This is a genomic window from Kitasatospora sp. NPDC093102 (genome assembly GCF_040683915.1).
Taxonomy (GTDB): domain Bacteria; phylum Actinomycetota; class Actinomycetes; order Streptomycetales; family Streptomycetaceae; genus Kitasatospora.
The window spans coordinates 33,557-57,731 of sequence record NZ_JBFBFA010000018.1; the positions used below are offsets into that span (position 1 = coordinate 33,557).

A 24,175-nucleotide genomic window follows, 5' to 3' on the forward strand; every position below is an offset into this window, starting at 1 on the left:
CCGCCCCGAGGGCTCGGGATCAGCGCTCGGGCCGGGCCCGGTCCCCCTGCTCGGCCAGCGACCTGATGCCTTCGAGGGTGGCCGTCATGCCGGTGCGCAGCTCGTTCAACCGGAACTCGACGATCTTCTCCTCCAGCTCCGGCCTGGCGTCGATGACCAGGCTGGCACCGCTGCGGCCGGGGCCGATCACCACCGACTGGCGCAGCCGGGTGCCGGCGTCCTCGGGGGTCAGCTCGAAGCGCCACCGGGCCAGTGCCCCGGAGAGGTCGGACACCGGCTCGCCGTAGCGGCCGTCCGCGTCCATCACGCCCCAGGCGAAGACCCGCCGGGCGCCCGGCTCGGCCGGTGCCGTCCCGTCGGCCGGCCCGGTCAGCTCCGTCACCTCGGAGACCGTCCGCCAGTCGGGCATGTTCTCGCGGCTGTTGTGCCCCTCGAAGCGGGCGCCCGGCGCGGGGCGGTCCGCGCCGTCCAGCCAGGCGACCCGCTGGAGCTCCGGGCTGAGACGGGCGGGCAGGCCGATGTCCGTCACCAGCTCCCACACCTGCTCCACCGGTGCCGCGACGAACACCTCGCACTGCACACCCGGACCGTCTGCGTACCGCATGCCCGCTCCCCTCCGTCGTACGTCACCGCTCTTGCACCGCTCTTGCACATCGATGCGGGTCGACACCCGCCCGTGCCCCCGCCACTGCGTCCGGAACGCCGCGAGGGCAGCGGGCGGGTTGCCGCCCTGGGCCCTGGTTCGATGATCGATCCCGCGGAACACCCAAGTCAATCCGCCGATTTACTGGGATACCCCCAAGCGATACCTTGGGCCTCCGTGACCATTGACGACCTCCGCGTCTTCGCCGCGGTGTGCCGGGCCGGCTCGCTCAGCGCCGTCGCCCGCGACCTGAACTGCACCCAGTCCGCGGTCAGCCAGCACGTGAAGCGGCTCGAACGGGAGGTCGGCCTCGCCCTGATCGAACGCCACCCGCGCGGGGTCGTCCCCACCAAGGCGGGGATCCTGCTGCGCACGGCGATCGCCGCCGGGCTCGGCAGCATCGACCATGCGCTGCACCGGATCGCCGAACTCGCGCGCGGCGAGGGCGGGTCCGTACGGATCACCACCGGGGCCACCAGCATCCGGCACTTCATGTCCGCGGCCGTGGTGGACTTCCGGCGGCGCTTCCCCCAGGTCAGCCTGGAGTTCCAGACCGAGGTCTCCAGCCGCAGCTGCCTGGAGTCGCTCAACACCGGCCGGGCCGACCTCGCCTGGATCACCCTCGGCGTCCCGGCCCGGGGCATCGACCAGCGGCCGGTGGTCGACCTGCCCTGGGTGCTCGCCGTCGCGGCGGGCGACCCGCTCGCCACCCGGGCCCGGATCTCGCCCGCCGACCTCCAGGACGCCCGGCTGATCGGGCTGCCGCAGAACGCCGTCTCCCGCTCCCAAGTCGAGGCCTGGCTGGGGAAGTCGGGCATCCGGCCGGTCTTCGACACCAGCGTCGCGGACTGGGACACCGCGATCCTGCTCGCCGAACTCGGCCTCGGTCACGCCGTCGTCCCGGCCCTCCCGCAGTGGCAGGGCCCCGGCCACCCCGGACTGCGGCTGCTCCCGCTGCCCGACCTGCCCGCCCTCACCGCCGGCTGGGCCGTCCGGGACTGGGAGAACCTCTGCCCGCTCGCCCGCGCCTTCGCCGACACCGTCGCCGCCCACTGCGGCCGCGGGGCCACGCCGCCCGCCGGGGCCGGTACGGTCTGACCGCCGCGCCTCCCCGTGTGCGGTGGTGGCGGTGTGCGGTGGTGGCGCCCGTCACCCCTCCGGGCGTCAGGCGCTCACCGGCCGTAGAAGGAGTGGCTGCGCCCGATCTCCACGAAGCCCCGGCGGCCGTACCACGCGCGCGGCCAGTCCGCCGCGTCCGCGAGCAGGAACAGCTGCGGGATGCCGGCCTCGGCCGCCAGCGCCAGGCCGGTGGCGAGCAGGGTGTCGCCGTGCCCCGCACCGCGGTGCTGCGAACCGGTCACCACATCCTCCAACTGGGCGAGCCCGAAGGCTGGTTCGAGGTGGAGGTCGCCCCAGGCCGCGACCTCGACGGCCGGCGTCCGCGCGGCCAGGAAGTGCACCCGCTCGGCTCCGCGCAGCCGGGCGGTGCGGCGGTCGGTCAGCTGCCGGGCGAGCTCCTCGTCCTCGCTCCACTCCCGCTGCTGGCGCAGCACCGCCTCCCGCACCTCGCTCAACTCCACAGGAATCGCGGCCGGTTCGGGCAGCACACAGCTGTCCGTCGGCCGGGCCAGGATCACCACGCTCTCCCGCTCCCACCCCGCCGCCGCCAGGACGGGGGCGGCCCGCTCGCCCGACTCCGGGTCCAGCACGGTGATGCAGTAGCGGCGGCGCCGCCCCAGCCATCGGGCGGCGAGCCCGGGCAATGCCTCCGGGTCGGTGCCCGGGCCCTCGACGATCAGCTGGTTGTGTTCCTCGGAGCGGACGAACTCGGTGTTCCGAACGGCGAACACCCCGGGAAATTCCGGGAGTTCGCTGAGGTCCGCCGCCTGGCGACGGGCGAAGGCGGCACGGAAGGCGGTCACGCGTGCAAGCAGATCCGACATCCCGCCATGATCACCCGCTCGGCCGCTGCGGGCAACGGCTTTCCCGTGCGCCTCAGGAGGACGAGGCGGGGGACGAACGGTCCAGGAAGCGCCGGATCCCGTCCCGCACGCCGTCGGTCGGCACGGTCGCCGCGAAGGCCGCCGCCTCCACCGCGAGCCCCTCGTCGATCGGCAGGTTGATGCCCCGGGTCACCGCCCGCAGGCAGGCGGCCACGGCGGTCGGCGCGTGCCGGATGATCCGCTCGGCCAGGTGCCGTGCCGAGTCCAGCAGTTCATCCGCCGGGACGACCGAGTTGACCAGGCCGATCTCGGCGGCGCGGGCGGCCGGGATGGGGTCACCGGTGAGGATCAGCTCCAGGCCGCGCTTGCGGCCGACGTGCCGCGGCAGCCGCTGCGAACCGCCGAAGGGCGGCGGGAAACCGAGCGTGATCTCGGGCTTGGCGAAGCTCGCGTGCTCGGCCGCGACGGCCAGCGGTGCGGCCTCGGTGATCTCGCAACCACCGCCGTACGCGAGGCCGTTGACGGCCACGATGACCGGCTTGGGGAACTCCTCGATCCGTCGGGTGAGGGTGTGCCCGCGCCGGACGAACTCGCGCAGCGCCCGCTCGGGCCCGCCCGCGATGCTGGCCGCCAACGACGGGATGTCGGCTCCCGCACTGAACGCCCGCCCCCCGGCGCCGGTGAGGATCACGGCACGGACGGTGTCGTCGGCGTCGATCCGGTCGAGCTCGGCGAGCAGTGCGTCGATCGTCGGGTAGTCGAGGGCGTTGAGCTTCTTCTCCCGGTCGATGGTGAGGGTGACGACGTGCCGGTCCCGCTCGCTGCGGATGGTCATGGGCGCGTGCTCCGTTCCTGGCCTCGCTGCTGGATGTGACGAGGCTAGGAACACCCGCCCAGGACAATCCACTTATTGTCCTGGATACACTCCGGTGCACGCCCGTACGCCCCGGAGCACGCCTCCACTCCCAGGAACGGCAGGTGATCCGTGCGGCCGCCCTCCTACAAGGCCATCGTCGACGAGTACGCCGCCGCCATCCGCTCCGGCGCGCTCCCGGCCGGCACCCGGCTGCCGGCCCACCGCACCCTCGCCCGCGAACGGCGGATCGCCCTCGCCACCGCCACCCGGGTCTACGCCGAACTGGCCGCCGCCGGACTGGTGGTGGGCGAGCAGGGCCGCGGCACCTTCGTCCGGCTGCGCTCCGGCTACGACGGCCTCGAACCCTCGCGCGCACTCCCGGTTCCGCGGGTGGCCGACCTCTCCTTCAACCAGCCGCTCGCCCCCGGGCAGGGCGACCAGCTGCGGCAGGCCCTGCGCGCGCTCGCCTCCTCCGGCGACGCCGAAGCCCTGCTGCGCCAGCACCCGCCGGGTGGCCACCGCCACGACCGGGCCGCGGTGGCCACCCACCTGCTGGACCGCGGGATCGACACCGCCCCCGAGAACGTCCTGCTCACCAGCGGGGCGCAGCAGGCCCTGGACTGCGTCCTGCGCACGCTCACCCGCCCCGGGGACGTCCTCGCCGTGGACGCCCTCGGCTACCCGGGCATCAAGCTGCTCGCCGCCGCCCACGGGCTGGACCCGGTCCCCGTCCCGGTCACCGCCGCGGGCCCGGACCTCGACGCACTCGACCGCCTCTGCCGCACCCGGCCGGTGCGGGCGGTGTACACCCAGCCGACCGTCCACAACCCGCTCGGCTGGGTGCTCGGCCCGGCGCAGCGCGAGCACCTCGTCCGGCTCGCCGCCGACCACGGCTTCACCCTGATCGAGGACGGCACCTACGCCTTCCTGGAAGCCGCACCGCCCCCGCCCCTGCACACCCTCGCCCCCGAACGCACCTGCTACCTGGCCGGCCTCTCCAAGAGCGTCGCACCGGGCCTGCGGTTCGGCTTCGCCGTCCTGCCCGACCACCTCCTCCGGGCCGCCACCACCAGCCTTCGCACGGCGGCCTGGGGTGCCCCCGGCCTGATCACCGCCCTCGCCACCGGCTGGCTCACCGACGGCACGGTCGCCCGCCTGGAACAGGAACGCCGCACGGACGCCGCCGCCCGCCAGTCCGTCGCCCGCACCGCCCTGGCGGGCCTGGCCACCATCGCCCACCCCACCTCCTACATCGTGTGGCTCACCCTCGAACCCCACCAGCGCGCCGACCACGCAGCCGCCGCCCTGGCCGCCGAGGGCATCCTGATCTCCACCGCCGACGCCTTCGCCACCACCCCCCACCACCCGAACGCCCTCCGCCTGGCCCTCGCCACACCCCCGCTCCCCACCCTCCCCACCGTCCTCACCCGCCTCCGCACCACGCTCGAAGCCATCGCCCCCTGAGCGAACCCCGCCACTGACATCCCGCTCCCCGCTCCGATCCGCGCCACCACCCGGCCATGGCGGGGCCGGCGCACGTCGGGCTCCGGCACGGCGGGAGTGCCGCGGCTCCCGACGGCGAGGTCCTACGCCTCCCCCTGCGCCACCGCTCGGGCGAAGCGGGCGCTCCAGTCCGCGAGGAGTGTCCGCAGGGCGTCCGGGGCGAGCACCCGAAACTCGGCGCCGAGGGAGCCCAGGGCCATGGCGGGCCAGTCGAGCGAGTCGGCGGTCATCCGCAGGTGGCAGCGGTGCGGGGTGACGGGCTCCACGGTGGCCCAGCGGCCGACCCGGGCCCGGACGTAGTCGGCCGGCGCCTCGATCAGGGCCTCCACCCGGTGCGGCCGGGGCATGCCGTTGAGGCCCGCGCGGACGAACTCCGCCGCGTCGGCCGCCGGGAGGGTGCGCGGGGCGAAGCGTGCGCCGCTGCCGGACGGGGCGGTGAGGCGGTCGAGGCGGAAGCTGCGCCAGTCCGCCCGGTCGAGGTCGTACGCGACCAGGTACCAGCGGCGGTTCAGGCAGACCAACCAGTGCGGTTCGACGTGCCGTTCCGAACCGCGCCCGTCGGCAGCCGTGTAGGAGAACCGCACCCGCTCGCCGTCCCGGCAGGCGAGCGCCACCACCGTCAGGGCGTCCGGGTCGACACCCGCGCTCGGCTGCGTCCCCCAGTCCACCGGGACGGTCATCGCGCGCAGCGCCTCCACCCGTCGGCGCAGCCGGGCCGGCATCACCTGGACCACTTTCGCCAGCACCCGCACCGAGGCCTCCGCGACCCCCTCCACCGGGCTGTCGGCGGCCGCTTGCAGACCCACCGCGAGGGCCACCGCCTCCTCGTCGTCGATCACCAGCGGCGGCAGCGCCGCGCCCGCCGCCAGCTGGTAGCCGCCGTCGACGCCGCGCTGCGCCTCGACGGGGTAGCCGAGTTCGCGCAGACGGTCGATGTCGCGGCGCAGGGTGCGGGCGGAGACGCCGAGCCGGTCGGCCAGTTCCTCGCCCGGCCAGTACCGGTGGGTCTGGAGCAGCGAGAGCAGTCGCAGCGTCCGGGTGCTGGTGTTCGCCATGCGTCGATTCTTCCCGGAATTCAGGACAGGAAGTGACCGCAATGGCCCATAGCGTTGTTCTTGTCCGAGGGAGCAGGAACCGAACGAAGGGCCGGAACCATGACCAGCACGACCACCACCGCCGCCGCCACCACCGAGAGCCCCACCGGCGAGCGCGCCGACCTCCTGGTGGCCCTGGAGAAGCAGCGGCACTTCCTGCGCTTCACCACCCGGGACCTCACCGACGAGCAGGCCGGTCTGCGGTCCTGTGCGAGCGAGCTGTGCCTGGGCGGCCTGATCAAGCACGTGACCAGCGTCGAGCGGCTCTGGGCGGAGTTCATCGTGCAGGGCCCGTCCGCGATGCCCGACTTCACCAGCTTCACCGAGGAGGACTTCGCCCGCCGCGCGGACGAGTTCCGCCTGCTGCCCGGCGAGACGCTGGCCGGTGTCCTCGCGGCCTACGCCGAGGTGGCCCGCCGGACCGACGAGCTGGTGGTCACCCTCCCCGACCTGGACGCCACTCAGCCGCTGCCGAAGGCCCCGTGGTTCGAGGCGGACACCGAGTGGTCGGCCCGCCGGGTGCTGCTGCACATCGTCTCGGAGACCGCCCAGCACGCCGGCCACGCCGACATCATCCGCGAGTCCCTGGACGGCGCGAAGAGCATGGGCTGAGCCCGGTCCGCACGGCAGCGGGGCCCGTCGGCGACGACCGGCGGGCCCCGCGCCCCCTCAAAACCCCGACCCCTCACACCCGCACCCGCACCCGCACCCGGGAGCCGCCCTCAGGCCCGCCCGACGAAGGTGAACCCGGCCCCGTCGACCACGCTGCGGACCAGGGACTCGTCCAGCGGCTGCGCGGAGGCCACGGCGACCCGGCCGCTCGGTGCGTCGGCACTGACGTCGGTGACGCCCGGCAGGGCGGCCAGCCCGGCGCTGACCGTCTCCTCGCAGTGGCCGCAGCTCATGCCGTCGACGGTGAAAACGGCGGTGATGGACATGACGGTGCCTCCGATGGCGTTCCGGACGGGACGGGGCCGACCCGGGCGGATCGGCCCCGACGAATCGACCCGGACGGGTCGACCCGCCCTACGACACCCGAATCCGACGGCACCGCCCAGGGACACGCCGCCCGGGTGACACCATCGAGCGGTTCCGGGAACCGCCCGGGCCTCCCGTCCGACAGGGATCCCGCCGTGGCGCACGCCACTTCCTGAACCGCCGCCCCGCCCCGCCCCGTTCCTCCAGGTACAACCCCTTCGCGCAACCGGGCGACGGCCCGGCCACCGATCGGCCGCCACGGCCCGTCGATCCCGTCCTGGAGTACTTCCGCCATGTCCGCTCCGGCCCCGATTCCCGCCCGACCGGGCACCACCGCCCTTCTGACGGCCCGCTCCGCCCTACGCGGCGAGTCCGCCCGCCTCGCCGGGGCCTGTCGCGCTCCCGGCGCGGGGGCGCGGCGCGCCGGGATCGCCGCCTTCCGCGCCGTCCGCGCCTTCCGCCCGACGCTCCCCGTCCACCATCGGCGGACGCGCAGGGTGTACGGCCACCTGGACGCGGCGGGAGCGGGCCGTTGAGGGCGCTCGCGCGGCTCCGCCGCTGGAAGACCCGCCGCGGCGTGCTCGCCCTCGCGCTGGTCGCGGCGCTGACCGCCGGGCTGCTCTGGTGGCAACCGTGGAGCGGCGGGGGCGAGGACCGGGACCGGCTGGCGTTCACCACCGCGCCCGGCGGCTCCGCCCGCTTCGGCACCGGCGAGCGCCTGTACCGCTACAAGGTGCGGGTGGAGGACGGGATCGCGGAGAGCCCGGCGCAGTTCGCCGCCGAGGTGGACGCGGTCCTCGGCGACGTCGAGCACGGCTGGGCGGCCGGCGGCACGGCCTCGTTCCAGCGGATGCCCGCCGACCCGGTGGACTTCACCGTCTACCTGGCCACCCCGAAGTCCACCGACCGGATCTGCGGCCAGTACGGCCTGGACACCGGCGGCTGGGTGAACTGCGGCGTCACCCACCAGGTGGTCATCAACCTCAAGCGCTGGACCGAGCTGTCCGAGTTCTACCAGGGCAGGCCCGAGCCGTACCACGCACTCGCCGTCAACCACGAGGTCGGCCACATCCTCGGCTACGGTCACGTCGACTGCCCCGGCCCGGGCGCCCCGGCACCGGTGATGATGCAGCAGATCAAGGGGCTGCACGGCTGCGTCCCCAACGGCCGGCCGTACTCGGACACCGGCACCCTGCTCACCGGCCCGCCCGTCCAGGCCCCCACCAACGCGCCGTAGCCGCCCCCGAGCGACACCGGCTCCGCACCACTCCGCACGGCTCCGCACCACGCCGCACCAGGCCAACCCCCACCCCCTCCCGAACCACCCGCCCGAAACACGGATAATCCTGGTCGGACCGGACGCACCCGCACCGCGCGCCCGGTCCCGGTCGTGTCCCCAGTCGGTGCCGGTGGAGGAGAAGCGTTGAACGGTGTGCCCGGCGGGGAGATCCTGGACTGGCCGGTGCTGCTGGAGGCCGCCGAGGCGGCCGCCCGGGCGACCACGGGCCGGGGCCGGGTCGCCGACTACATCCCGGCCCTCGCCACCGCCGACCCGGAGGCCTTCGGCATGGCCGTCGCCACCGTCGACGGGGAGCTGTACGGCGTCGGGGACTGGGAGCAGCCGTTCTCCGTCCAGAGCGTCTCCAAGCTGTTCTCGCTCGCCCTCGCGGTGGCCTACGGCGGTGACACGCTCTGGCGGGGCGTCGGCCGCGAACCGTCCGGCAACCCGTTCAACTCCCTGGTGCAGCTGGAGACCGAGCACGGCATCCCGCGCAACCCGTTCATCAACGCGGGCGCCCTGGTGGTCACCGACCGCCTCCAGACCATGACCGGCGACGCCTCCGGTGCGGTGCGGGAGTTCCTGCGCCGCGAGTCCGGCAACCCGCTGCTCGACACCGACCCGGTGGTCGCCGCCTCGGAGGCCGAACACGGCCACCGCAACGCCGCGCTGGCCCACTTCATCGCCAGCCACGGCAACCTGGAGAACCCGGTCGAGACCGTCCTGGAGCACTACTACGCCCACTGCGCCGTCGCCACCAGCTGCCGCGACCTGGTGCTGGCCGGCTCCTTCCTCGCCCGCTACGGCGTGCGCGCCGACGGCACCCGGCTGATGTCCCGCAGCGAGGCCAAGCGGATCAACGCCGTCCTGCTCACCTGCGGCACCTACGACGCCGCCGGCGAGTTCGCCTTCCGCGTGGGTCTGCCCGGCAAGAGCGGCGTCGGCGGCGGCATCCTCGCCATACTCCCCGGCCGCGCCGCCGTCTGCGCCTGGGGCCCGCGCCTGGACCAGGCCGGCAACTCCGTCGCCGCGGTCACCGCCCTGGACACTCTGACCACCCTCTCCGGGTGCTCGGTGTTCTGATCGGTTCCGAGCCGCCACCGGGCGGCCTGCGCCACCTCACCGAGGAGAGTGAAGCCCTTGGCGTGAACGTCGAACTTCCCCACTTCTACCGGGAGTTGGTCGACCGAGCGATCGCCGCGGGCCACGCCGGAAGCGGCTACGCGGCCCTGATCGAACAGTTCCGCCGGCCTGCCGCCTGACCGGGCCGGCCCGGCCGACCGGACCGCCTCGCCGGGTCAGCCGCCCGGCGAGGCGAAGTCCAGCCGGACGCGGGCCCCGGCCGTCCGCACAGCGACCGGAACCCGCGAGTCCGATGCACGCGCCCGGCTCCGAGGGCGCCCTCCCCGAAGGGCCCTACTCCACCGTCACGCTCTTCGCGAGGTTGCGCGGCCTGTCCACGTCCCGCTCCAGGGCGACGGCGGCGTGGTAGGCGAGCAGCTGGAGCGGGATGTTGAGCAGCAGCGGGTCCAGCTCGGGCTCGCTCTTCGGCACCAGGATGCAGTGGTCCGCGAGCTTCTCCTCCGGCCGCCGGTGGGCAACGGCGATGACCCGCCCGGAGCGGGCCTTGATCTCGCCCAGCGTGGTCAGGTTCTTGTCCAGCAGCTCGTCGTCCGGAACCAGTGCCACGGTGGGAAGTTCGGGGCTGATCAGCGCCAGCGGACCGTGCTTGAGCTCGCTCGCCGGGTAGGCCTCGGCGTGCACGTAGGAGATCTCCTTGAGCTTCTGCGCGCCCTCGCGAGCCACCGGGTAGCCGCGCACCCGGCCGATGAACATCATGCCCACCGAGTCGGCGTACTCGGCGGCGAGTCCGGCGATCGCCTCGCTCTGCTCCAGCACCTCGCGGATCTGGTCCGGCAGCGCCTGGAGTGCCGAGACGATCCGGCGCCCGTCGGCGGGCGACAGGTCGTGGATGCGACCGAAGTGCAGGGCGAGCAGCGCGAAGGCGACCACGGTGGAGGTGAACGCCTTGGTGGAGGCGACCGACACCTCCGGACCGGCGTGCAGGTAGATGCCGCCGTCGCACTCCCGGGCGATAGCGCTGCCCACGGTGTTGACGACGCCGAGCACCCGGCCGCCCTTGCGCTTGATCTCCTGGACGGCGGCCAGGGTGTCGTAGGTCTCGCCGGACTGGCTGACCGCGACGTACAGGGTGTCCGCCTCGATCACCGGGTTGCGGTAGCGGAACTCCGAGGCGGGCTCGCTGTGCGCAGGAATGCGGGCCAGCTCCTCGATCAGCTGCGCACCCATCTCTCCCGCGTAGTAGGCCGATCCGCAGCCGAGGATCTTCACCCGGCGGATCTCGCGCAGCTCCCGGGCGTCCAGGTTGAGGCCGCCGAGGTGCGCGGTGGCGAAGCGCTCGTCGAGCCGGCCGCTCAGGGTGCGCTCGACCGAGCCGGGCTGCTCGTGGATCTCCTTGAGCAGGAAGTGCTCGAAGCCGCCGGTGTCGTAGGAGTCGACCTCCCAGTCCACGGTGGACGGCTGGCGGTGCGTGGTGCGGGCGTCCGCGGTGAAGGTGCGGAAGCCGTCGGCCCGGACGGTGGCCAGCTCGCCGTCCTCCAGGTGGACGACCTGGCGGGTGTAGCGGACCAGCGCGGAGACGTCCGAGGCGGCGAACATCTCCTTCTCGCCGATGCCCAGCACGATCGGGCTGCCGTTGCGGGCGACCACGATCCGGTCCGGCTGCTGGGCGTCGAGCACGGCTATGCCGTAGGTGCCGACCACCCGGCCGAGCGCGGCCCGCACCGCGTCCTCCAGCTCGACGCCCTCGGCGACGTGCGCGGCGATCAGGTGGGCGAGCACCTCGGTGTCGGTCTCGGAGCGGAACACCGCGCCGTCGGCGGTGAGCTTGGCGCGCAGCTCGTCGGCGTTCTCGATGATGCCGTTGTGGACGACGGCGATCCGCTCGGCGTTGTCCAGGTGCGGGTGCGCATTGGCGTCGCTGGGGACGCCGTGGGTGGCCCAGCGGGTGTGGCCGATGCCGGTGGTGCCCTTGAACCGGGCCGGCACGGCGGCGGCCAGGTCCGCGACCCGGCCCTTCACCTTGCGGAGCTTGATCCCGCCGCTGCGCCCGGTGACGGCGACGCCGGCCGAGTCGTACCCGCGGTACTCCAGCCGCGCCAGCCCCTCCAGCAGGAAGGGGGTCGCGTCCTTGGGGCCGATGTAGGCCACGATTCCGCACATGCGTGGTCTCCTCTTCGAAGTCTTCGGAAGGTCGGGAACGACGGCTCAGCCGTAGACGATCCGCCGCAGCTGGCGGGCCGAGAGCTCCGGCGCCGAGACCCGGCGCTGCGGCAGTTCCTCGGCGAGCCGGGCGAAGATCCGCTCGTTGGTCAGACCGCGTGCCTGGAGCTCGGTGTGGCGGCGGCGCACGTACTCCTCGGTGCTCTCGGAGAAGTACGCCAGCACCTCCGCCACGACCCGCGCCGCCTCCCGGGGCCCGAGCGGGCTGGTCCGGGTGAGGTGGGCGAGGAGGTCTTCGTGAGGGTGGGGTGAGCTCGGCACGAATGAGGAGCCTAGGTCGCGCGGCCCACCGAAGCCAAAGTTCCTGCCCGAAATCGGGCAGACATTACGACTTTCAGCCCACCTTCACACCTCCTCCACATTCGACCGTCAACCGGCCGCCCGTTCGCCCCCGTTCCCGAAAGCCCCTTGAAGCGGCGCCGACTCCGCACGTAGCGTGACCCCCTGAACACGAAGCGGAAGACCGGAGGCTTGCTGATGTGCGGGATCACCGGATGGGTCGCGTTCGAGCGCGACCTCACCGCCGAACGGGGTGTCCTCGACGCGATGACGGCCACCCAGCTCCGCCGCGGCCCGGACGCCGGCGGCGTCCACCTGGAGCCGCACGCCGCGCTCGGCCACCGCCGGCTCGCGGTGATCGACATCGCGGGCGGCGTCCAGCCGATGACGGTCGAACACGACGGCCGGCCGCTGGCCGTGCTCACCTACAGCGGCGAGGTCTACAACCACCGCGAACTGCGCGCGGAACTGGAGGCGGCCGGGCACCGCTTCCGCACCCACAGCGACACCGAGGTCGTGCTGCGCGCCTACCTGGAGTGGGGCGAGCACCTGGCCGAGCGACTCAACGGCATGTTCGCCTTCGCGGTCTGGGACGTCCGGCGCGAGGAGCTGCTGCTGGTCCGCGACCGAATGGGCGTCAAGCCCCTGCACTACCACCGCACCCCGGACGGCGTGGTCTTCGGCTCCGAGGTCAAGGCCCTGCTCGCCCACCCCGCCGTCCGCCCGGTGGTGGACCTGGACGGGCTGCGCGAACTGCTCGGCTACACCCGCACCCCCGGCCTCACCCCGTACCGGGACATCCACGAGGTCCGGCCCGGGCACGTCGTCCGGGTGCGCCGCGAGGGCCTCTCGATCCGCCGCTACTGGGCGCTGGAGGCACGCGAGCACGGCGACAGCCTGGAGGCCACCGTGGCCACCGTCCGGGCCCTGCTGGACGACATCGTGCACCGCCAGCTGGAGGCGGACGTCCCGCTCTGCTCGCTGCTCTCCGGCGGCCTGGACTCCAGCGCCGTCACCGCCCTGGCCGCCCGGACACTGGGCGCCGCCGGGGCCGGGCCGGTGCGCTCCTTCTCCGTCGGCTTCGCCGGGCAGAGCGAGAACTTCCACGCCGACGACGTCCGGCAAACCCAGGACGGCCCGTACGCCCGGCTGCTCGCCGACCACGTCGGCGCCGACCACAGCGTCGTCGAGCTGGACGCGGCCGACCTGACCGACCCGTCCCGGCGCTCCGCCGTGCTGCGCGCCCGCGACCTGCCGAACGGCGTCGGCGACATGGACACCTCGCTGCTGCTGCTCTTCCGGGGCGTGCGCCGACACTCCACCGTCGCACTGTCCGGCGAGTCCGCGGACGAGCTCTTCGGCGGCTACCGCTGGTTCCACGACCCGAAGACGATCGCCGTCGAGGACTTCCCCTGGGCGCTCGGCCTCACCGACATCGCCGGCGGCGGAGCCACCCCGCGCGAGCACCTCCTCGACGCCGGACTGCTCCGCAAGCTCGACCTGGACGGCTACCGCAAGGCCCGCTACCGCGAGGCGATCGCCGAAGTCCCGCACCTTCCGGCCGCCGATTCACTGGAACGGCGGATGCGCGAGATCTCGTACCTCAACCTGACCCGCTTCGTCTGCATCCTGCTCGACCGCAAGGACCGGATGAGCATGGCCAACGGCCTGGAGGTGCGGGTGCCGTTCTGCGACCACCGGCTGGTGCAGTACGTCTTCAACACCCCGTGGGCGATGAAGTCCTTCGACGGACGGGAGAAGAGCCTGCTGCGCGCCGCGGTCCGGGACGTGCTGCCGCAAGCGGTCGCCGAGCGGGCGAAGAGCCCGTACCCGGTCACCACCGACCCGCACTACCCGGCGAAGCTGCGCGCCGGACTGGCCCGGCTCGCCGCCGAACGCACGTCCCCTGCCCTGGACCTGCTGGACCGGCAGCGCCTCGCCGACGCGCTCGCCCCGGACACCGACCCGCAGTCCGTCCGGCTGGCCGTCGACCTCGCACTGGACTTCGACGCCTGGCTGACGGAGTACCGGGTGACGCTGGAGCTGTGAGCGGCGGAGCCGTCAGCGCCCGAACAGCGGAGGGCGGGGCCGCCGGCGCCGCCACCCACGAGGCGCCGGGGCGCCCGGCACCACCACCCGGACGGCGCAGCCGCCGACGCCCGCGCCCCCATACTCCGTCCGGGTGATTGTGCGGGACCATCCCGCCAGGCCCGGAGGTCCCGGGGTGAGGTAGCGTCGCCGACACCTCCCGAATGGCGGACGAACTCGCGGATTACCGCTCACGTACCGTCAGGATGGAAGCGAAACGTTCACCTCGATCCGCCGGGGGATCCCGTCATGCAGCCGCGAGTCTTCGCGATTCTCACCGCCCTGCTCCTGGGCGTCCTGGGCCTGGGGTCGGTGGCCGTCACCGACTGGTCGCCCGCGGCGGCCACCGCGACCCAGGCCGCCGTCGCCCCCGGGAGCGCCGGCGCCCGGCTCGCCGTGACCGGCCCCGCGAGCGCCACCCCGACCGGCGACCCGGCGGTGTGGACCCGCTCCACGCTGCGCAACAAGCTGATGGCCGAGATGGACGCCACCGACCCCGGCGTCGCCCTGGCCGACCTCGACAAGATCACCAAGGAGAAGCCGTACACCGTGCGCTTCTGCCACCCGATCGCGCACGAGCTCGGCCACGCGGCGGTCAAGCGCTTCAACGCCGACTTCCAGAAGGTCATCTCCTTCCCGCACGAGACCTGCGCGGCCGGCTACCTGCACGGCGCGGTCGAGGAGATGCTCAACGCCTCCACCCAGCCCGAGACGGACCTGCTCAAGCTCTGCGCGCCCAAGAACGCCGGGCCCTGTATCCACGGCGTCGGCCACGGCACCATGTTCGTGGTCAAGCAGGACGTCGCCAAGGCGCGCGACCTGTGCAACAAGTTCCCCTCCGAGCAGAACCGGATCCGCTGCTCCGAGGGCCTGTTCATGCAGCTCTTCGGCCCGGACGAGGAGGACGAGCAGGCCAAGGCCAACCTGCCCGCCGACAAGCTCGCCCAGGATCCGCTCTACCCGTGCAAGGACCAGCCGGCGTTGTTCCAGTCCGCCTGCTACTTCTACGCCCCGACCTTCTACCTGTCCTCGCACGACTACCCGAACCACCCCGAGGTCTACGCCGAGGCCCTCAAGTGGTGCCTGAACGGCAAGGCCGACGGCGGGGCGGTGGACTGCAGCCGCGGCGTCGGCTCACGCACCATGAAGTACAACCTGGACCGCGAGGACTGGGCGGCCGAGCAGTGCGCCACCGCCGCCGACGGCTGGCAGCGCAAGGCCTGTGCCGAGGGCCTGGTCAGCTACTACACGGTCAACTACACCGACGGCGGCGCGGCCGGACGGCTCTGCGCCAAGATCACCAACAAGGAGATGCAGGGCTACTGCCGCTCGGCCGGCGGCCTGTCCAGCACGTTGGACTGACGCTCCCGGTCTCCCGGACCGACGCTCCCGGTCTCAGCATGAGGGCCCTCGCCGCACGGCGAGGGCCCTCATGCATAGGATCCCCCGATCATCGCCAGATCAGGGTGCGCCGAGGAAGCCGCGCCTCGCCCAGCCAGTCCCCCGGCCTCCCTGGAGCACGCCATGACCACCGAGGACTTCCGCGCCGCCGCGCACGCCACCGCCGACCTGGTCTCCGACTACCTCGCCGAACTGCCCGGGCGCCCGGTCTGGCAGCCCATGGACGAGACCGCCCGCCAAGCCCTGCTCGACGCCCCGCTGCCCGCCGGCGGCCGCCCGCTCCACGAGCTGATCGGCGCCATCGGGCGGGACGTCCTGCCGTACCCGATGGGCAACGGCAACCCGCGCTTCTTCGGCTGGGTCAACTCCGCCCCCGCCCCCGCCGGGGTGCTCGCCACCCTCGCCGCCTCCGCGATGAACCCCAGCTCGGCCGGCGGCGACCACGCCGACGTCCACCTGGAGCGCGCCGTGGTCCGCTGGATAGCCGAGCTGGTCGGCTTCCCGCACCCGGCCGGCGGCGGTCTGCTCACCTCCGGCACCTCGATGGCGACCATCGTCTGCCTCGCCGCCGCCCGCGACCGCGCCGCCCGGCTCGCCGGCCGGGACGTCCGCGAGGACGGCCTGACGGGACTCCCGCCGCTGGTCGGCTACGTCACCGGCGAGACCCACTCCTGCGTCCGCAAGGCCGCCGAGCTCCTCGGCCTCGGCAGCAGGCACCTGCGCACCGTGGCCACCGGCCCGGACGGCCGACTGGACACCGCCGACCTGCGGGCGGCGATCGAGCGCGACCGCGCGGCCGGCCTGCTGCCCTTCCTGGTGGTCGCCTCGGCCGGCACCGTCGGCGCCGGCGCGGTGGACGAGTTCGGCCCGATCGCCGACCTGTGCGAGGACCAGGGCCTCTGGCTGCACGTGGACGGCGCGTACGGCGCCTTCGGCCGGCTCGACCCGGCCATCGCCCACCGCTACACCGGCCTGGAGCGCGCCGACTCGCTCGCCCTCGACCCGCACAAGTGGCTCGGCGTCCCGGTCGACTGCGGCTGCGCGCTGGTCCGCGACACCGAGGAGCTGCGCGGCACCTTCAGCCTCGTCCCGTCCTACCTGCGCGACGAGGCGTCCGGCGCGCTCGGCTGGTTCTCCGAGTACGGCACCGAGCAGACCCGGCCCTTCCGGGCCCTCAAGGTCTGGGCCACCATCGCCCACAAGGGCCGCGACGGCCTCGTCCAGGACATCGCCCGGTGCACCGCCCTGGCCCGCCGGCTCGGTGAACTCGTCGAAGCGGACGGGGAGTTGGAGCTGCTCGCCGAGGTGCAGACCTCGATCGTGGCGTTCCGCCACCGCGCGCCCGGTCTGGACGAGGCCGCCCGCGACGCCCTCAACCGCGAGCTCCCCGTCGCCGTCCAGCGGCGCGGCCGGGTCTTCGTCACCGGCGCCCGTCTGGGCGGCGCCGAGATGCTCCGCGCCTGCCTCCTCAACGCCGCCACCACGGAGGCCGACCTCCACCTCCTGCTCGCCGAGGTCAAGGCCGCGGCGTCGGAACTGCTGCGGTAGGCCACTGCGCCGGGGCAGGCGGCCCACCGCCGGTCCCGGCGCTGGGGCGGTTCGGCGTTGCCCGACCATGGCGCCCGGCCTACCGTCGAGGAGTCGGCCGGCGGACGCCCCGAAGGACGGGGCCGCAACCGTGGTCGACAGCGATCCCGCACCCGCCACCGGGCCGATGCCCGGCCGCACCCACCGGAGGTATGTCATGTCTACGTCCAAGCCGGGGCCGCGGCAGAAGGTCGCCCTCATCACCGGAGCCTCCCAGGGCATCGGGGCCGGCCTGGTCGACGGCTACCGCAAGCTCGGCCACGCCGTGGTGGCCACCTCGCGCGGCATCGCCCCCGCCGACGACGCGGGCGTCCTCGCCGTCCCGGGCGACATCGCCGACCCGGCGACCGCCGAACGGCTGGTCTCCGCCGCGATCGAGCGCTTCGGCCGGATCGACACCCTGGTCAACAACGCGGGCCTGTTCATCGCCAAGCCCTTCACCGACTACACGCCCGCCGACTACGCCGCCGTGACCGGCGTCAACCTGACCGGCTTCTTCCACCTCACCCAGCTGGCCGTCGGTCAGATGCTCTCGCAGGGCGGCGGACACATCGTCAACATCACCACCAGCCTGGTCGACAACGCCGACACCCGGGCCCCCTCCGTGCTCGCCTCGCTGACCAAGGGCGGCCTGCAGTCCGCCACCAAGTCCCTGGCCATCGAGTACGCCACCCGGGGCATCCGGGTGAACGCCGTCTCCCCCGGCAACGTCCGGACCCCGATGCACGCCCCCGAGACCCACGACCACCTGGCCCGGATGAACCCCGTCGGCCGCCTGGGCGAGATCGCCGACATCGTCGACGCCGTGCTCTACCTGGAGAACGCGGCCTTCGTCACCGGGGAGATCCTCCACGTGGACGGCGGCATGAGCGCCGGCCACTGAGCCCCCGTTGCCCCGTCCCTCCCTTCGACTCCCGGAGCAGAGCGATGAACCGGACCAACGCCCAGGACGAGGCGATCCTGCGCGACGTGCTCGACCGCTGGAAGGCCGCCGTCGACCAGCACCGGCCCGACCGGGTGGCCGCCCTCTTCACCGAGGACGCGGTCCTCCAGGGCCTCCACCCCTACAGCGTCGGACGCGCGGGCGTCGCCGCCTACTACGAGTCCCAGCCGCTCGGGATGACCGCCGAGTACCGCGTCCTGGAGACCCGCCGGCCGGCCGACGGCCTGCTCCTCGGCTACCTCGGCACCGAGTTCGCCTTCACCGACCGCCCGACCCTCACCGTCAACCTCGGTGTCCTGCTGCGACGCTCCGACGACGGGTGGGCCATCGCGCACTACCAGGTCTCGCGACTGCCCTGAGGCCCGGCTCCGCGCAGCGGTGCGCCGGCGCGGGTCCCGCCGGGGCCCGCACCGGCGAAGGCGCCGTGAGGACGGCCGCCCAGCCCTCGACGGCGGGCCGCAGGACACCGGCCGAGTTCGCGAGCACCGGCCCGAAACCGCCGAACAGGGCGCCGATCACCTGGTGGCAGGCGGCGGCCTCCCCGGGTGTCCTGGGTCCGTTGTGCTCGGCGGCGGCGGGCTGGGCGAGGGCGGGCGGGGCGGCGGAGCAGCCGGTGCCGCCCTCGACGGCCCGTCCCGCCCGGCGCCCCACCGCCCGGCCGCGACGCGGGGCATTCGCACGTTCACGATCACGTAACCGAACGGAAGCGCACCGTCGGTAGCGTCGGCGGCATGAAGGCATCACGCACGCGCCCCGAACGGCTCTGGCACCGGCCCTTCCGCAGGTCCGGCCGCAGGTGCGCGGCGCCCGAGGGCCAGGCCACCCGGCTGCCCGCGCTCACCGGCGGCCCGTACCGGACCGTCCGGCCGCACCCGTCCGCCACCCGCACCGCCGGCCAGGCACCGGAGGCCCCGTCCCGGCTGTCCCTGCCGGACGGGACCGGGCTGCTGCTGCGTCCGGCCGGGCCTGCCGACCGGGCGGCGGCGCTGGCGATGCACGGCCGCTGCTCCCCCGCCGCGCTGCGACTGCGCTACCACGGCCCGGTCCGCGACGCCGGCCGCTACCTGGACCACCTGCTGGACCCCCGGCACGGCCGCAGCCTCGCGGTGACCGCCCCGGACGGGCGGATCGTCGCGCTCGGGCACCTGATGTGGGACGACGGCGAGGCCGAGCTGGCCGTCCTGGTCGAGGACGCCTGGCAGCGGCGCGGGCTGGGCCTGGCGTTGCTGCGGCGGCTGTCGGCGACGGCCCGGGCGGCAGGCGTCCGGACGGTCTACGCGGTGACCCACGGCACCAACACCGGGCTGATCGCCGCGATGCGACGGCTGGACGCACCGCTGGACTTCCGGGCCGACGACGGCACCCTGGTGATCACCGCCACGCTGGCCGCCGGGAATCCGGCCGGCTGCACCCACCATCCGGACCACTGATCGTTTCTTCACCAGATCCTTACCGGGCGGCTCGGGAACCCGGCGGTACCCGCGGAGCGTCGTCAAGCAGTAAGGGGTCGCTCCGTACACCGCCCTCCTTGACGGGCCCTCAGCAGCACCCGCGAACGCGTCGCAGCAGGCGGCGCGGGGTCCGGATCGTCCGGTCGGGCGACGGAGTCGGTAGGCTGACCCCCGTCCCCGCCGCCCGACGGCCCGTTATCCGGTCGCAGGCGGTGCCGCAGCAAGGAGGAACCACTGAGCATGGCAGGCACCGAATCGGAGCCCACAGGCGCACGCGACGCCTCGCTGCCGGCCCGCGCCAAGATCGCGGTCACCGCCGGCCGGGTCGCCGCCGCCGTGTCGCGCAAGGCCGGGCGCGGGAGCGGCTCGGTGATCGGCGGCAAGGTCGCCCTCAAGCTCGACCCCGACCTGCTCGCCACCCTCGCCGACCACCTGGACGTCGTCCTGGTCAGCGCGACCAACGGCAAGACCACCACCACCCGCCTGATCGCCGAGGCGCTGCGCGCCGCGGGCCCGGTGGTCTCCAACGCCCTGGGCGCCAACATGCCCGCCGGCATCACCTCCGCCCTGGCCGGCGGCACGGACGCCCGCTTCGGCGTGATCGAGGTCGACGAGAAGTACCTGGCGACGGTCGCCCGCGACACCCGCCCCAAGGCGATCGCCCTGCTCAACCTCTCCCGCGACCAGCTCGACCGCGCCGCCGAGACCCGGATGATGGCCGAGAAGTGGCGCGAGGGCCTCCAGAACACCGAGGCCGTGGTCATCGCCAACGCCGACGACCCGCTGGTGACCTGGGCCGCCTCCTCCTGCAAGAAGGTGGTCTGGGTGGCCGCCGGACAGGCCTGGAAGGAGGACGCCTGGTCCTGCCCCGCCTGCGGCGGTGTGATGCAGCGGCCCGGCGACGACTGGTTCTGCCAGGACTGCGGCTTCCGCCGTCCCAACCCGCACTGGGCGCTCCAGGGCACCCACGTGATCGACCCGCAGCGCGGCGCCTGGCCCATCCAGCTCCAGCTGCCCGGCCGGGCCAACCTGGCCAACGCCACCAGCTCGGCCGCCGTCGCCGCCGTGTTCGGCGTCGCCCCGCAGGTCGCCCTGGAGCGGATGCGCTCGGTGGCCGCCGTGGCCGGCCGCTACGACGTGGTCCAGTACCAGGGCCGGGACATCCGCCTGCTGCTGGCCAAGAACCCGGCCGGCTGGCTGGAGACCTTCTCGCTGATCGACGGCCCGCCCGCTCCGGTGATCCTCTCCGTCAACGCCCTCGACGCCGACGGCACCGACACCTCCTGGCTGTGGGACGTCGACTACGAGCGCCTCGCCGGGCACCCGGTCTTCGTGATGGGCCAGCGCAAGCTGGACCTGGCGGTCCGCCTGGAGGTCGCCGGGCTCCAGTTCCACGTGGTCGACACCCTGGAACAGGCCGTCCGGATGGCCCCGCCCGGCCGGATCGAGGCCATCGCCAACTACACCGCCTTCCAGCAGCTGCGGAAGGTCGTGGCCGGCTGATGCCGCGCCCGCACACCAGTCTTTACGTGACGGAAGGCCTTCGAGGATGAGTGAGAGCAGCCTGCGCGTGGTCTGGGTCTACCCGGACCTGCTCAGCACCTACGGCGACCGGGGCAACGCCCTGGTCGTGGAGCGCCGTGCCCGCCAGCGCCGCCTCAACGTGACCCGGATCGACGTCCGCTCCGACCAGGCGATCCCCACCAGCGGCGACATCTACCTGATCGGCGGCGGCGAGGACCGCCCGCAGCGCCTGGCCGCCGAGCGGCTGCGCGCCGACAGCGGCCTGGTGCGGGCCGCCGAGAACGGCGCGATCATCTTCGGCGTCTGCGCCGGCTTCCAGATCATGGGCCACGAGTTCATCAACGACCTCGGCGAGCGCGAGCCGGGCCTGGGCCTGCTCGACGTCTGGACCACCCGCGGCGAGGGCGCCCGCTGCGTCGGCGACGTGCTCGCCGACGTCGACCCCCGGCTCGGCCTGCCGCAGCTGACCGGCTTCGAGAACCACCAGGGCGTCACCCACCTCGGCCAGGGCGTCCAGCCGTTCGCGAACGTCTCCGTCGGCCGGGGCAACGGCACCGGTGACGGCACCGAGGGCGCCTGGCGGGACACCGTGTTCGGCACCTACCTGCACGGCCCGGTGCTGGCCCGCAACCCCGCCGTGGCCGACATGCTGCTCAAGCTGGCGCTGGACGTCAGCGCCCTGCCGCCGGCCGACACCACCTGGTACGACGCGCTGCGCGCCGAGCGCATCGCGGCCGCGACGCGCCCCCAGTAGTACACCCGTACGCCCCGGTCGGGTGCCCGCCATGCGGTCACCCGGTCCGCGGGCGGCCCCGGAAGTACCACAATGGGGCTGCCTACTGCACACCCTCCTCGGCAGCAGGCTGCAATTCCGCGCGGGGGCGCCGACGGCGCCGCTCCCGCGTCGGCTCCTGCCCGGCCGGACCAGGGGCCGTATGCTCGACTTCACGGCCGTTTTCGGGCGTTCTGTCCGGATCGGCCGGTCCTTCACCCCACGGCCGCCTCCCCGCCACCACGGTGCGGGAGCGCCCCGTGACGGTGTCGGCTCGTCGTCCCAGCCTGTAGTCCGGCCGTTCCTCGGTTCTGCTCGGGAGTTGCAAAGCTAATGCGTATCGGAGTGCTGACCAGCGGCGGTGACTGCCCCGGCCTGAACGCGGTGATCCGCTCCGTGGTCCACCGGGGGGTGGTCGACCACGGCGACGAGATCATCGGGTTCGAGGACGGGTGGCGCGGATTCCTGGAGGGCCACCACCGCCCCCTGACCCTGGACTCGGTGAGCGGCATCCTGGCCCAGGGCGGCACCATCCTCGGTTCCTCCCGGGTCCAGCCGAGCCACCTGCGGGACGGCGTCGAGCGGGCCAGGAAGTACTGCTCCGACCTCGGTCTGGACGCGGTCATCCCGATCGGCGGCGAGGGCACCCTGAAGGCCGCCAAGCTGATGAGCGACGCGGGCCTGCCGATCGTCGGCGTGCCGAAGACCATCGACAACGACATCGCCGCCACCGACGTGACCTTCGGCTTCGACACCGCCGTCTCGGTGGCCACCGAGGCGCTGGACCGGCTGAAGACCACCGCCGAGTCCCACCAGCGGGTCATGGTCGTCGAGGTCATGGGCCGGCACACCGGCTGGATCGCGCTGAACGCGGGCATGGCGGCCGGCGCGCACGCCATCGTCGTCCCGGAGCGCCCGTTCCACATCGAGAAGCTCACCGCCGTCGTCCGCGAGCGCTTCGACCGGCAGAAGAAGTTCGCCATCGTGGTCTGCGCCGAGGGCGCCAAGCCCGAGCCCGGCACCATGCACTGGGAGGAGGGCACCAAGGACATCTACGGCCACGAGCGGTTCACCGGCATCGCCACCCAGCTCTCCCGCGAACTGGAGCACCGCCTCGGCAAGGAGGCCCGCCCGGTGATCCTCGGCCACACCCAGCGCGGCGGCACCCCCACCGCCTACGACCGGGTGCTCGCCACCCGCTTCGGCTGGCACGCCGTCGAGGCCGTCCACAAGGGCGCCTTCGGACACATCACCGCGCTGCAGGGAACCAACATCAACCTGGTGCCGCTGGCCGAGGCGGTCGCCGAGCTGAAGACCGTGCCACAGGAGCGCTACCTGGAGGCCGAGACGGTCATCTGACCGCCCTCCGCCCTCCCGCAGGCCCCCGGACCGCACCGCGCGCTCCGGGGGCCTGCGCACGTCCGGGACGTCCGGTGGCCCGCGCCCGGCCCCGCCCGCTAGCGTGGCCGCAGGAGCCGACTGGAGGGACCGGGCATGGAGATCCTCGCGTACGGAGTGCAGGCCGACGAGCGGCCGCTGCTGGAGCAGGCCTTCGCCGGCCGGCACGGGCTGCGCTGCCTGGACGTGTTCCTCAACCGCGACACCGCCCCACTCGCCGCCGGCTACCCGGCCGTCAGCAGCAGCGTCAACGCCGTCCTGGACGCCGAGACCCTCACGGTCCTGGCGGCGGGCGGCACCAAACTCATCGCCCAGCGCTCCACCGGCTTCAACAACATCGACCTCGACGCCGCCGCCGAGCTCGGCCTCACCGTCGCCCGGGTCTCCCACTACAGCCCGTACTCCGTCGCCGAGCACGCGTGGGCCCTCGCCCTGGCCGTCAACCGCCGCCTCAACCGCGCCGCCAACCGCACCCGCGAGTTCGACTTCCGCCTCGACGGCCTGCTCGGACGGGACGTCCACGGCATGACCGTCGGCGTGATCGGCACCGGCAAGATCGGCGAGTGCTTCGCCCGGATCGCGGCCGGCTTCGGCACCGAACTGCTCGGCTGGGACATCGCGCAGAACCCGGCCTGCCTGGACCTCGGCATGACGTACACCGAGCTGCCCGAACTCCTCACCCGCGCCGACCTGGTGAGCCTTCACGTCCCCCTCCTCCCCGCCACCCATCACCTCATCGACGGGGCCGCCCTCGCCCGGATGAAGGACGACGCCATCCTCATCAACTCCAGCCGCGGCGGCCTCGTCGACAGCCTCGCCCTGGTCGAGACGCTGCGCGCCGGACGCCTCTCCGGCGTCGGCCTCGACGTCTACGAGGAGGAGACCGGCGTCTTCTTCACCGACCGCTCCATCCAGGGCATCACCGACGACACCCTCGCCCGCCTCGTCACCTTCCCCCAGGTCCTCGTCACCAGCCACCAGGCCTACTTCACCCGCACCGCCGTCGGCCAGATCATCGACGCCACCGCCCGCAACATCGACGACTACGCCGCCGGCCACCGCAACGAGAACACCCTGGTACCGAAGGCCTGACCCCGCGAGGAGCCGGGTCGTCCCGGCGTTCACGGACCGTG

At 73.7% G+C, this 24,175-nt stretch carries 23 protein-coding genes; 16 read left to right on the top strand and 7 right to left on the bottom strand.

Going from position 1 to position 24,175, the window contains the following annotated elements:
* Window positions 1-19: 19 nt before the first annotated feature.
* Window positions 20-604, bottom strand: a complete 585-nt coding sequence (locus AB0O11_RS22620; protein WP_363389830.1) for an SRPBCC family protein — start codon at window positions 602-604, stop codon at window positions 20-22.
* 216 nt (window positions 605-820) lie between these two features.
* Here AB0O11_RS22620 and AB0O11_RS22625 point away from each other — a divergent pair, with 216 nt between their 5' ends.
* On the top strand, window positions 821-1,741 hold the full coding sequence (locus tag AB0O11_RS22625) for a LysR family transcriptional regulator (protein WP_363389832.1): 921 nt from the start codon (window positions 821-823) through the stop codon (window positions 1,739-1,741).
* Window positions 1,742-1,815: 74 nt separating this feature from the next.
* On the opposite strand, the gene AB0O11_RS22630 is transcribed toward AB0O11_RS22625, so the two are convergent.
* Window positions 1,816-2,565: a GNAT family N-acetyltransferase gene (locus tag AB0O11_RS22630; protein WP_363389835.1), complete on the bottom strand. Its 750-nt coding sequence runs from the start codon at window positions 2,563-2,565 to the stop codon at window positions 1,816-1,818.
* 73 nt (window positions 2,566-2,638) lie between these two features.
* Window positions 2,639-3,421 carry a crotonase/enoyl-CoA hydratase family protein gene (locus AB0O11_RS22635; protein ID WP_363389838.1) on the bottom strand — a complete coding sequence of 261 codons (783 nt, stop codon included), beginning with the start codon at window positions 3,419-3,421 and terminating at the stop codon, window positions 2,639-2,641.
* A 150-nt stretch (window positions 3,422-3,571) separates the two neighbouring features.
* Here AB0O11_RS22635 and AB0O11_RS22640 point away from each other — a divergent pair, with 150 nt between their 5' ends.
* Window positions 3,572-4,906: a PLP-dependent aminotransferase family protein gene (locus tag AB0O11_RS22640; RefSeq protein ID WP_363389840.1), complete on the top strand. Its 1,335-nt coding sequence runs from the start codon at window positions 3,572-3,574 to the stop codon at window positions 4,904-4,906.
* A 122-nt stretch (window positions 4,907-5,028) separates the two neighbouring features.
* Here the strand turns inward: AB0O11_RS22640 and AB0O11_RS22645 are convergent, their stop codons facing one another.
* A complete protein-coding gene (locus tag AB0O11_RS22645; RefSeq protein ID WP_363389843.1) occupies window positions 5,029-6,000 on the bottom strand; it encodes a YafY family protein in 972 nt (323 codons plus the stop codon).
* 99 nt (window positions 6,001-6,099) lie between these two features.
* On the opposite strand from AB0O11_RS22645, the gene AB0O11_RS22650 reads away from it, so the two are divergent.
* Window positions 6,100-6,651: a DinB family protein gene (locus tag AB0O11_RS22650; protein ID WP_363389846.1), complete on the top strand. Its 552-nt coding sequence runs from the start codon at window positions 6,100-6,102 to the stop codon at window positions 6,649-6,651.
* 110 nt (window positions 6,652-6,761) lie between these two features.
* Here the strand turns inward: AB0O11_RS22650 and AB0O11_RS22655 are convergent, their stop codons facing one another.
* Window positions 6,762-6,977, bottom strand: coding sequence for a heavy-metal-associated domain-containing protein (locus AB0O11_RS22655; protein ID WP_363389849.1), 216 nt, complete (start codon window positions 6,975-6,977; stop codon window positions 6,762-6,764).
* 572 nt (window positions 6,978-7,549) lie between these two features.
* On the opposite strand from AB0O11_RS22655, the gene AB0O11_RS22660 reads away from it, so the two are divergent.
* From AB0O11_RS22660 to AB0O11_RS22670, 3 genes are all read left to right on the top strand, one after another.
* Window positions 7,550-8,254: a DUF3152 domain-containing protein gene (locus AB0O11_RS22660; protein ID WP_363389852.1), complete on the top strand. Its 705-nt coding sequence runs from the start codon at window positions 7,550-7,552 to the stop codon at window positions 8,252-8,254.
* Window positions 8,255-8,479: 225 nt separating this feature from the next.
* Window positions 8,480-9,379 carry a glutaminase gene (locus AB0O11_RS22665; RefSeq protein ID WP_363390051.1) on the top strand — a complete coding sequence of 300 codons (900 nt, stop codon included), beginning with the start codon at window positions 8,480-8,482 and terminating at the stop codon, window positions 9,377-9,379.
* Window positions 9,364-9,558 (top strand): hypothetical protein, encoded by a 195-nt coding sequence (locus tag AB0O11_RS22670; protein ID WP_363389855.1) that lies wholly within the window; start codon window positions 9,364-9,366, stop codon window positions 9,556-9,558. Before AB0O11_RS22665 ends, AB0O11_RS22670 begins: the two co-directional genes overlap by 16 nt.
* 154 nt (window positions 9,559-9,712) lie before the next feature.
* Here AB0O11_RS22670 and glmS read toward each other — a convergent pair whose 3' ends face one another.
* On the bottom strand, window positions 9,713-11,539 hold the full coding sequence (glmS, locus tag AB0O11_RS22675) for a glutamine--fructose-6-phosphate transaminase (isomerizing) (protein WP_363389857.1): 1,827 nt from the start codon (window positions 11,537-11,539) through the stop codon (window positions 9,713-9,715).
* 45 nt (window positions 11,540-11,584) lie between these two features.
* Complete coding sequence (locus AB0O11_RS22680; protein ID WP_355254796.1) at window positions 11,585-11,860, bottom strand: hypothetical protein; 276 nt, start codon at window positions 11,858-11,860, stop codon at window positions 11,585-11,587.
* 216 nt (window positions 11,861-12,076) lie between these two features.
* Here AB0O11_RS22680 and asnB point away from each other — a divergent pair, with 216 nt between their 5' ends.
* From asnB to AB0O11_RS22730, 10 genes are all read left to right on the top strand, one after another.
* A complete protein-coding gene (gene asnB, locus AB0O11_RS22685) occupies window positions 12,077-13,927 on the top strand; it encodes an asparagine synthase (glutamine-hydrolyzing) (RefSeq protein WP_363389860.1) in 1,851 nt (616 codons plus the stop codon).
* Between the two features lie 288 nt (window positions 13,928-14,215).
* Window positions 14,216-15,328 carry a hypothetical protein gene (locus tag AB0O11_RS22690; RefSeq protein WP_363389862.1) on the top strand — a complete coding sequence of 371 codons (1,113 nt, stop codon included), beginning with the start codon at window positions 14,216-14,218 and terminating at the stop codon, window positions 15,326-15,328.
* 162 nt (window positions 15,329-15,490) lie between these two features.
* Window positions 15,491-16,915, top strand: a complete 1,425-nt coding sequence (locus tag AB0O11_RS22695; protein WP_363389865.1) for a pyridoxal-dependent decarboxylase — start codon at window positions 15,491-15,493, stop codon at window positions 16,913-16,915.
* A gap of 196 nt (window positions 16,916-17,111) precedes the next feature.
* Entirely contained in the window at window positions 17,112-17,837 is a 726-nt protein-coding gene (locus AB0O11_RS22700) for an SDR family oxidoreductase (protein WP_363389868.1), read from the top strand.
* Window positions 17,838-17,881: 44 nt separating this feature from the next.
* Window positions 17,882-18,256, top strand: coding sequence for a nuclear transport factor 2 family protein (locus AB0O11_RS22705; RefSeq protein WP_363389871.1), 375 nt, complete (start codon window positions 17,882-17,884; stop codon window positions 18,254-18,256).
* Window positions 18,257-18,628: 372 nt separating this feature from the next.
* The gene (locus AB0O11_RS22710) at window positions 18,629-19,327 is read left to right on the top strand and encodes a GNAT family N-acetyltransferase (RefSeq protein ID WP_363389874.1); all 699 of its coding nucleotides are present in this window, start codon (window positions 18,629-18,631) and stop codon (window positions 19,325-19,327) included.
* A gap of 261 nt (window positions 19,328-19,588) precedes the next feature.
* The gene (locus tag AB0O11_RS22715) at window positions 19,589-20,851 is read left to right on the top strand and encodes a MurT ligase domain-containing protein (RefSeq protein ID WP_224281748.1); all 1,263 of its coding nucleotides are present in this window, start codon (window positions 19,589-19,591) and stop codon (window positions 20,849-20,851) included.
* 46 nt (window positions 20,852-20,897) lie between these two features.
* Window positions 20,898-21,626 carry a glutamine amidotransferase gene (locus tag AB0O11_RS22720; RefSeq protein ID WP_363389877.1) on the top strand — a complete coding sequence of 243 codons (729 nt, stop codon included), beginning with the start codon at window positions 20,898-20,900 and terminating at the stop codon, window positions 21,624-21,626.
* Between the two features lie 351 nt (window positions 21,627-21,977).
* Window positions 21,978-23,003: a 6-phosphofructokinase gene (locus AB0O11_RS22725; protein WP_153465032.1), complete on the top strand. Its 1,026-nt coding sequence runs from the start codon at window positions 21,978-21,980 to the stop codon at window positions 23,001-23,003.
* A gap of 135 nt (window positions 23,004-23,138) precedes the next feature.
* A complete protein-coding gene (locus AB0O11_RS22730) occupies window positions 23,139-24,134 on the top strand; it encodes a 2-hydroxyacid dehydrogenase (RefSeq protein ID WP_363389879.1) in 996 nt (331 codons plus the stop codon).
* The last annotated feature ends 41 nt before the right edge of the window (window positions 24,135-24,175 follow it).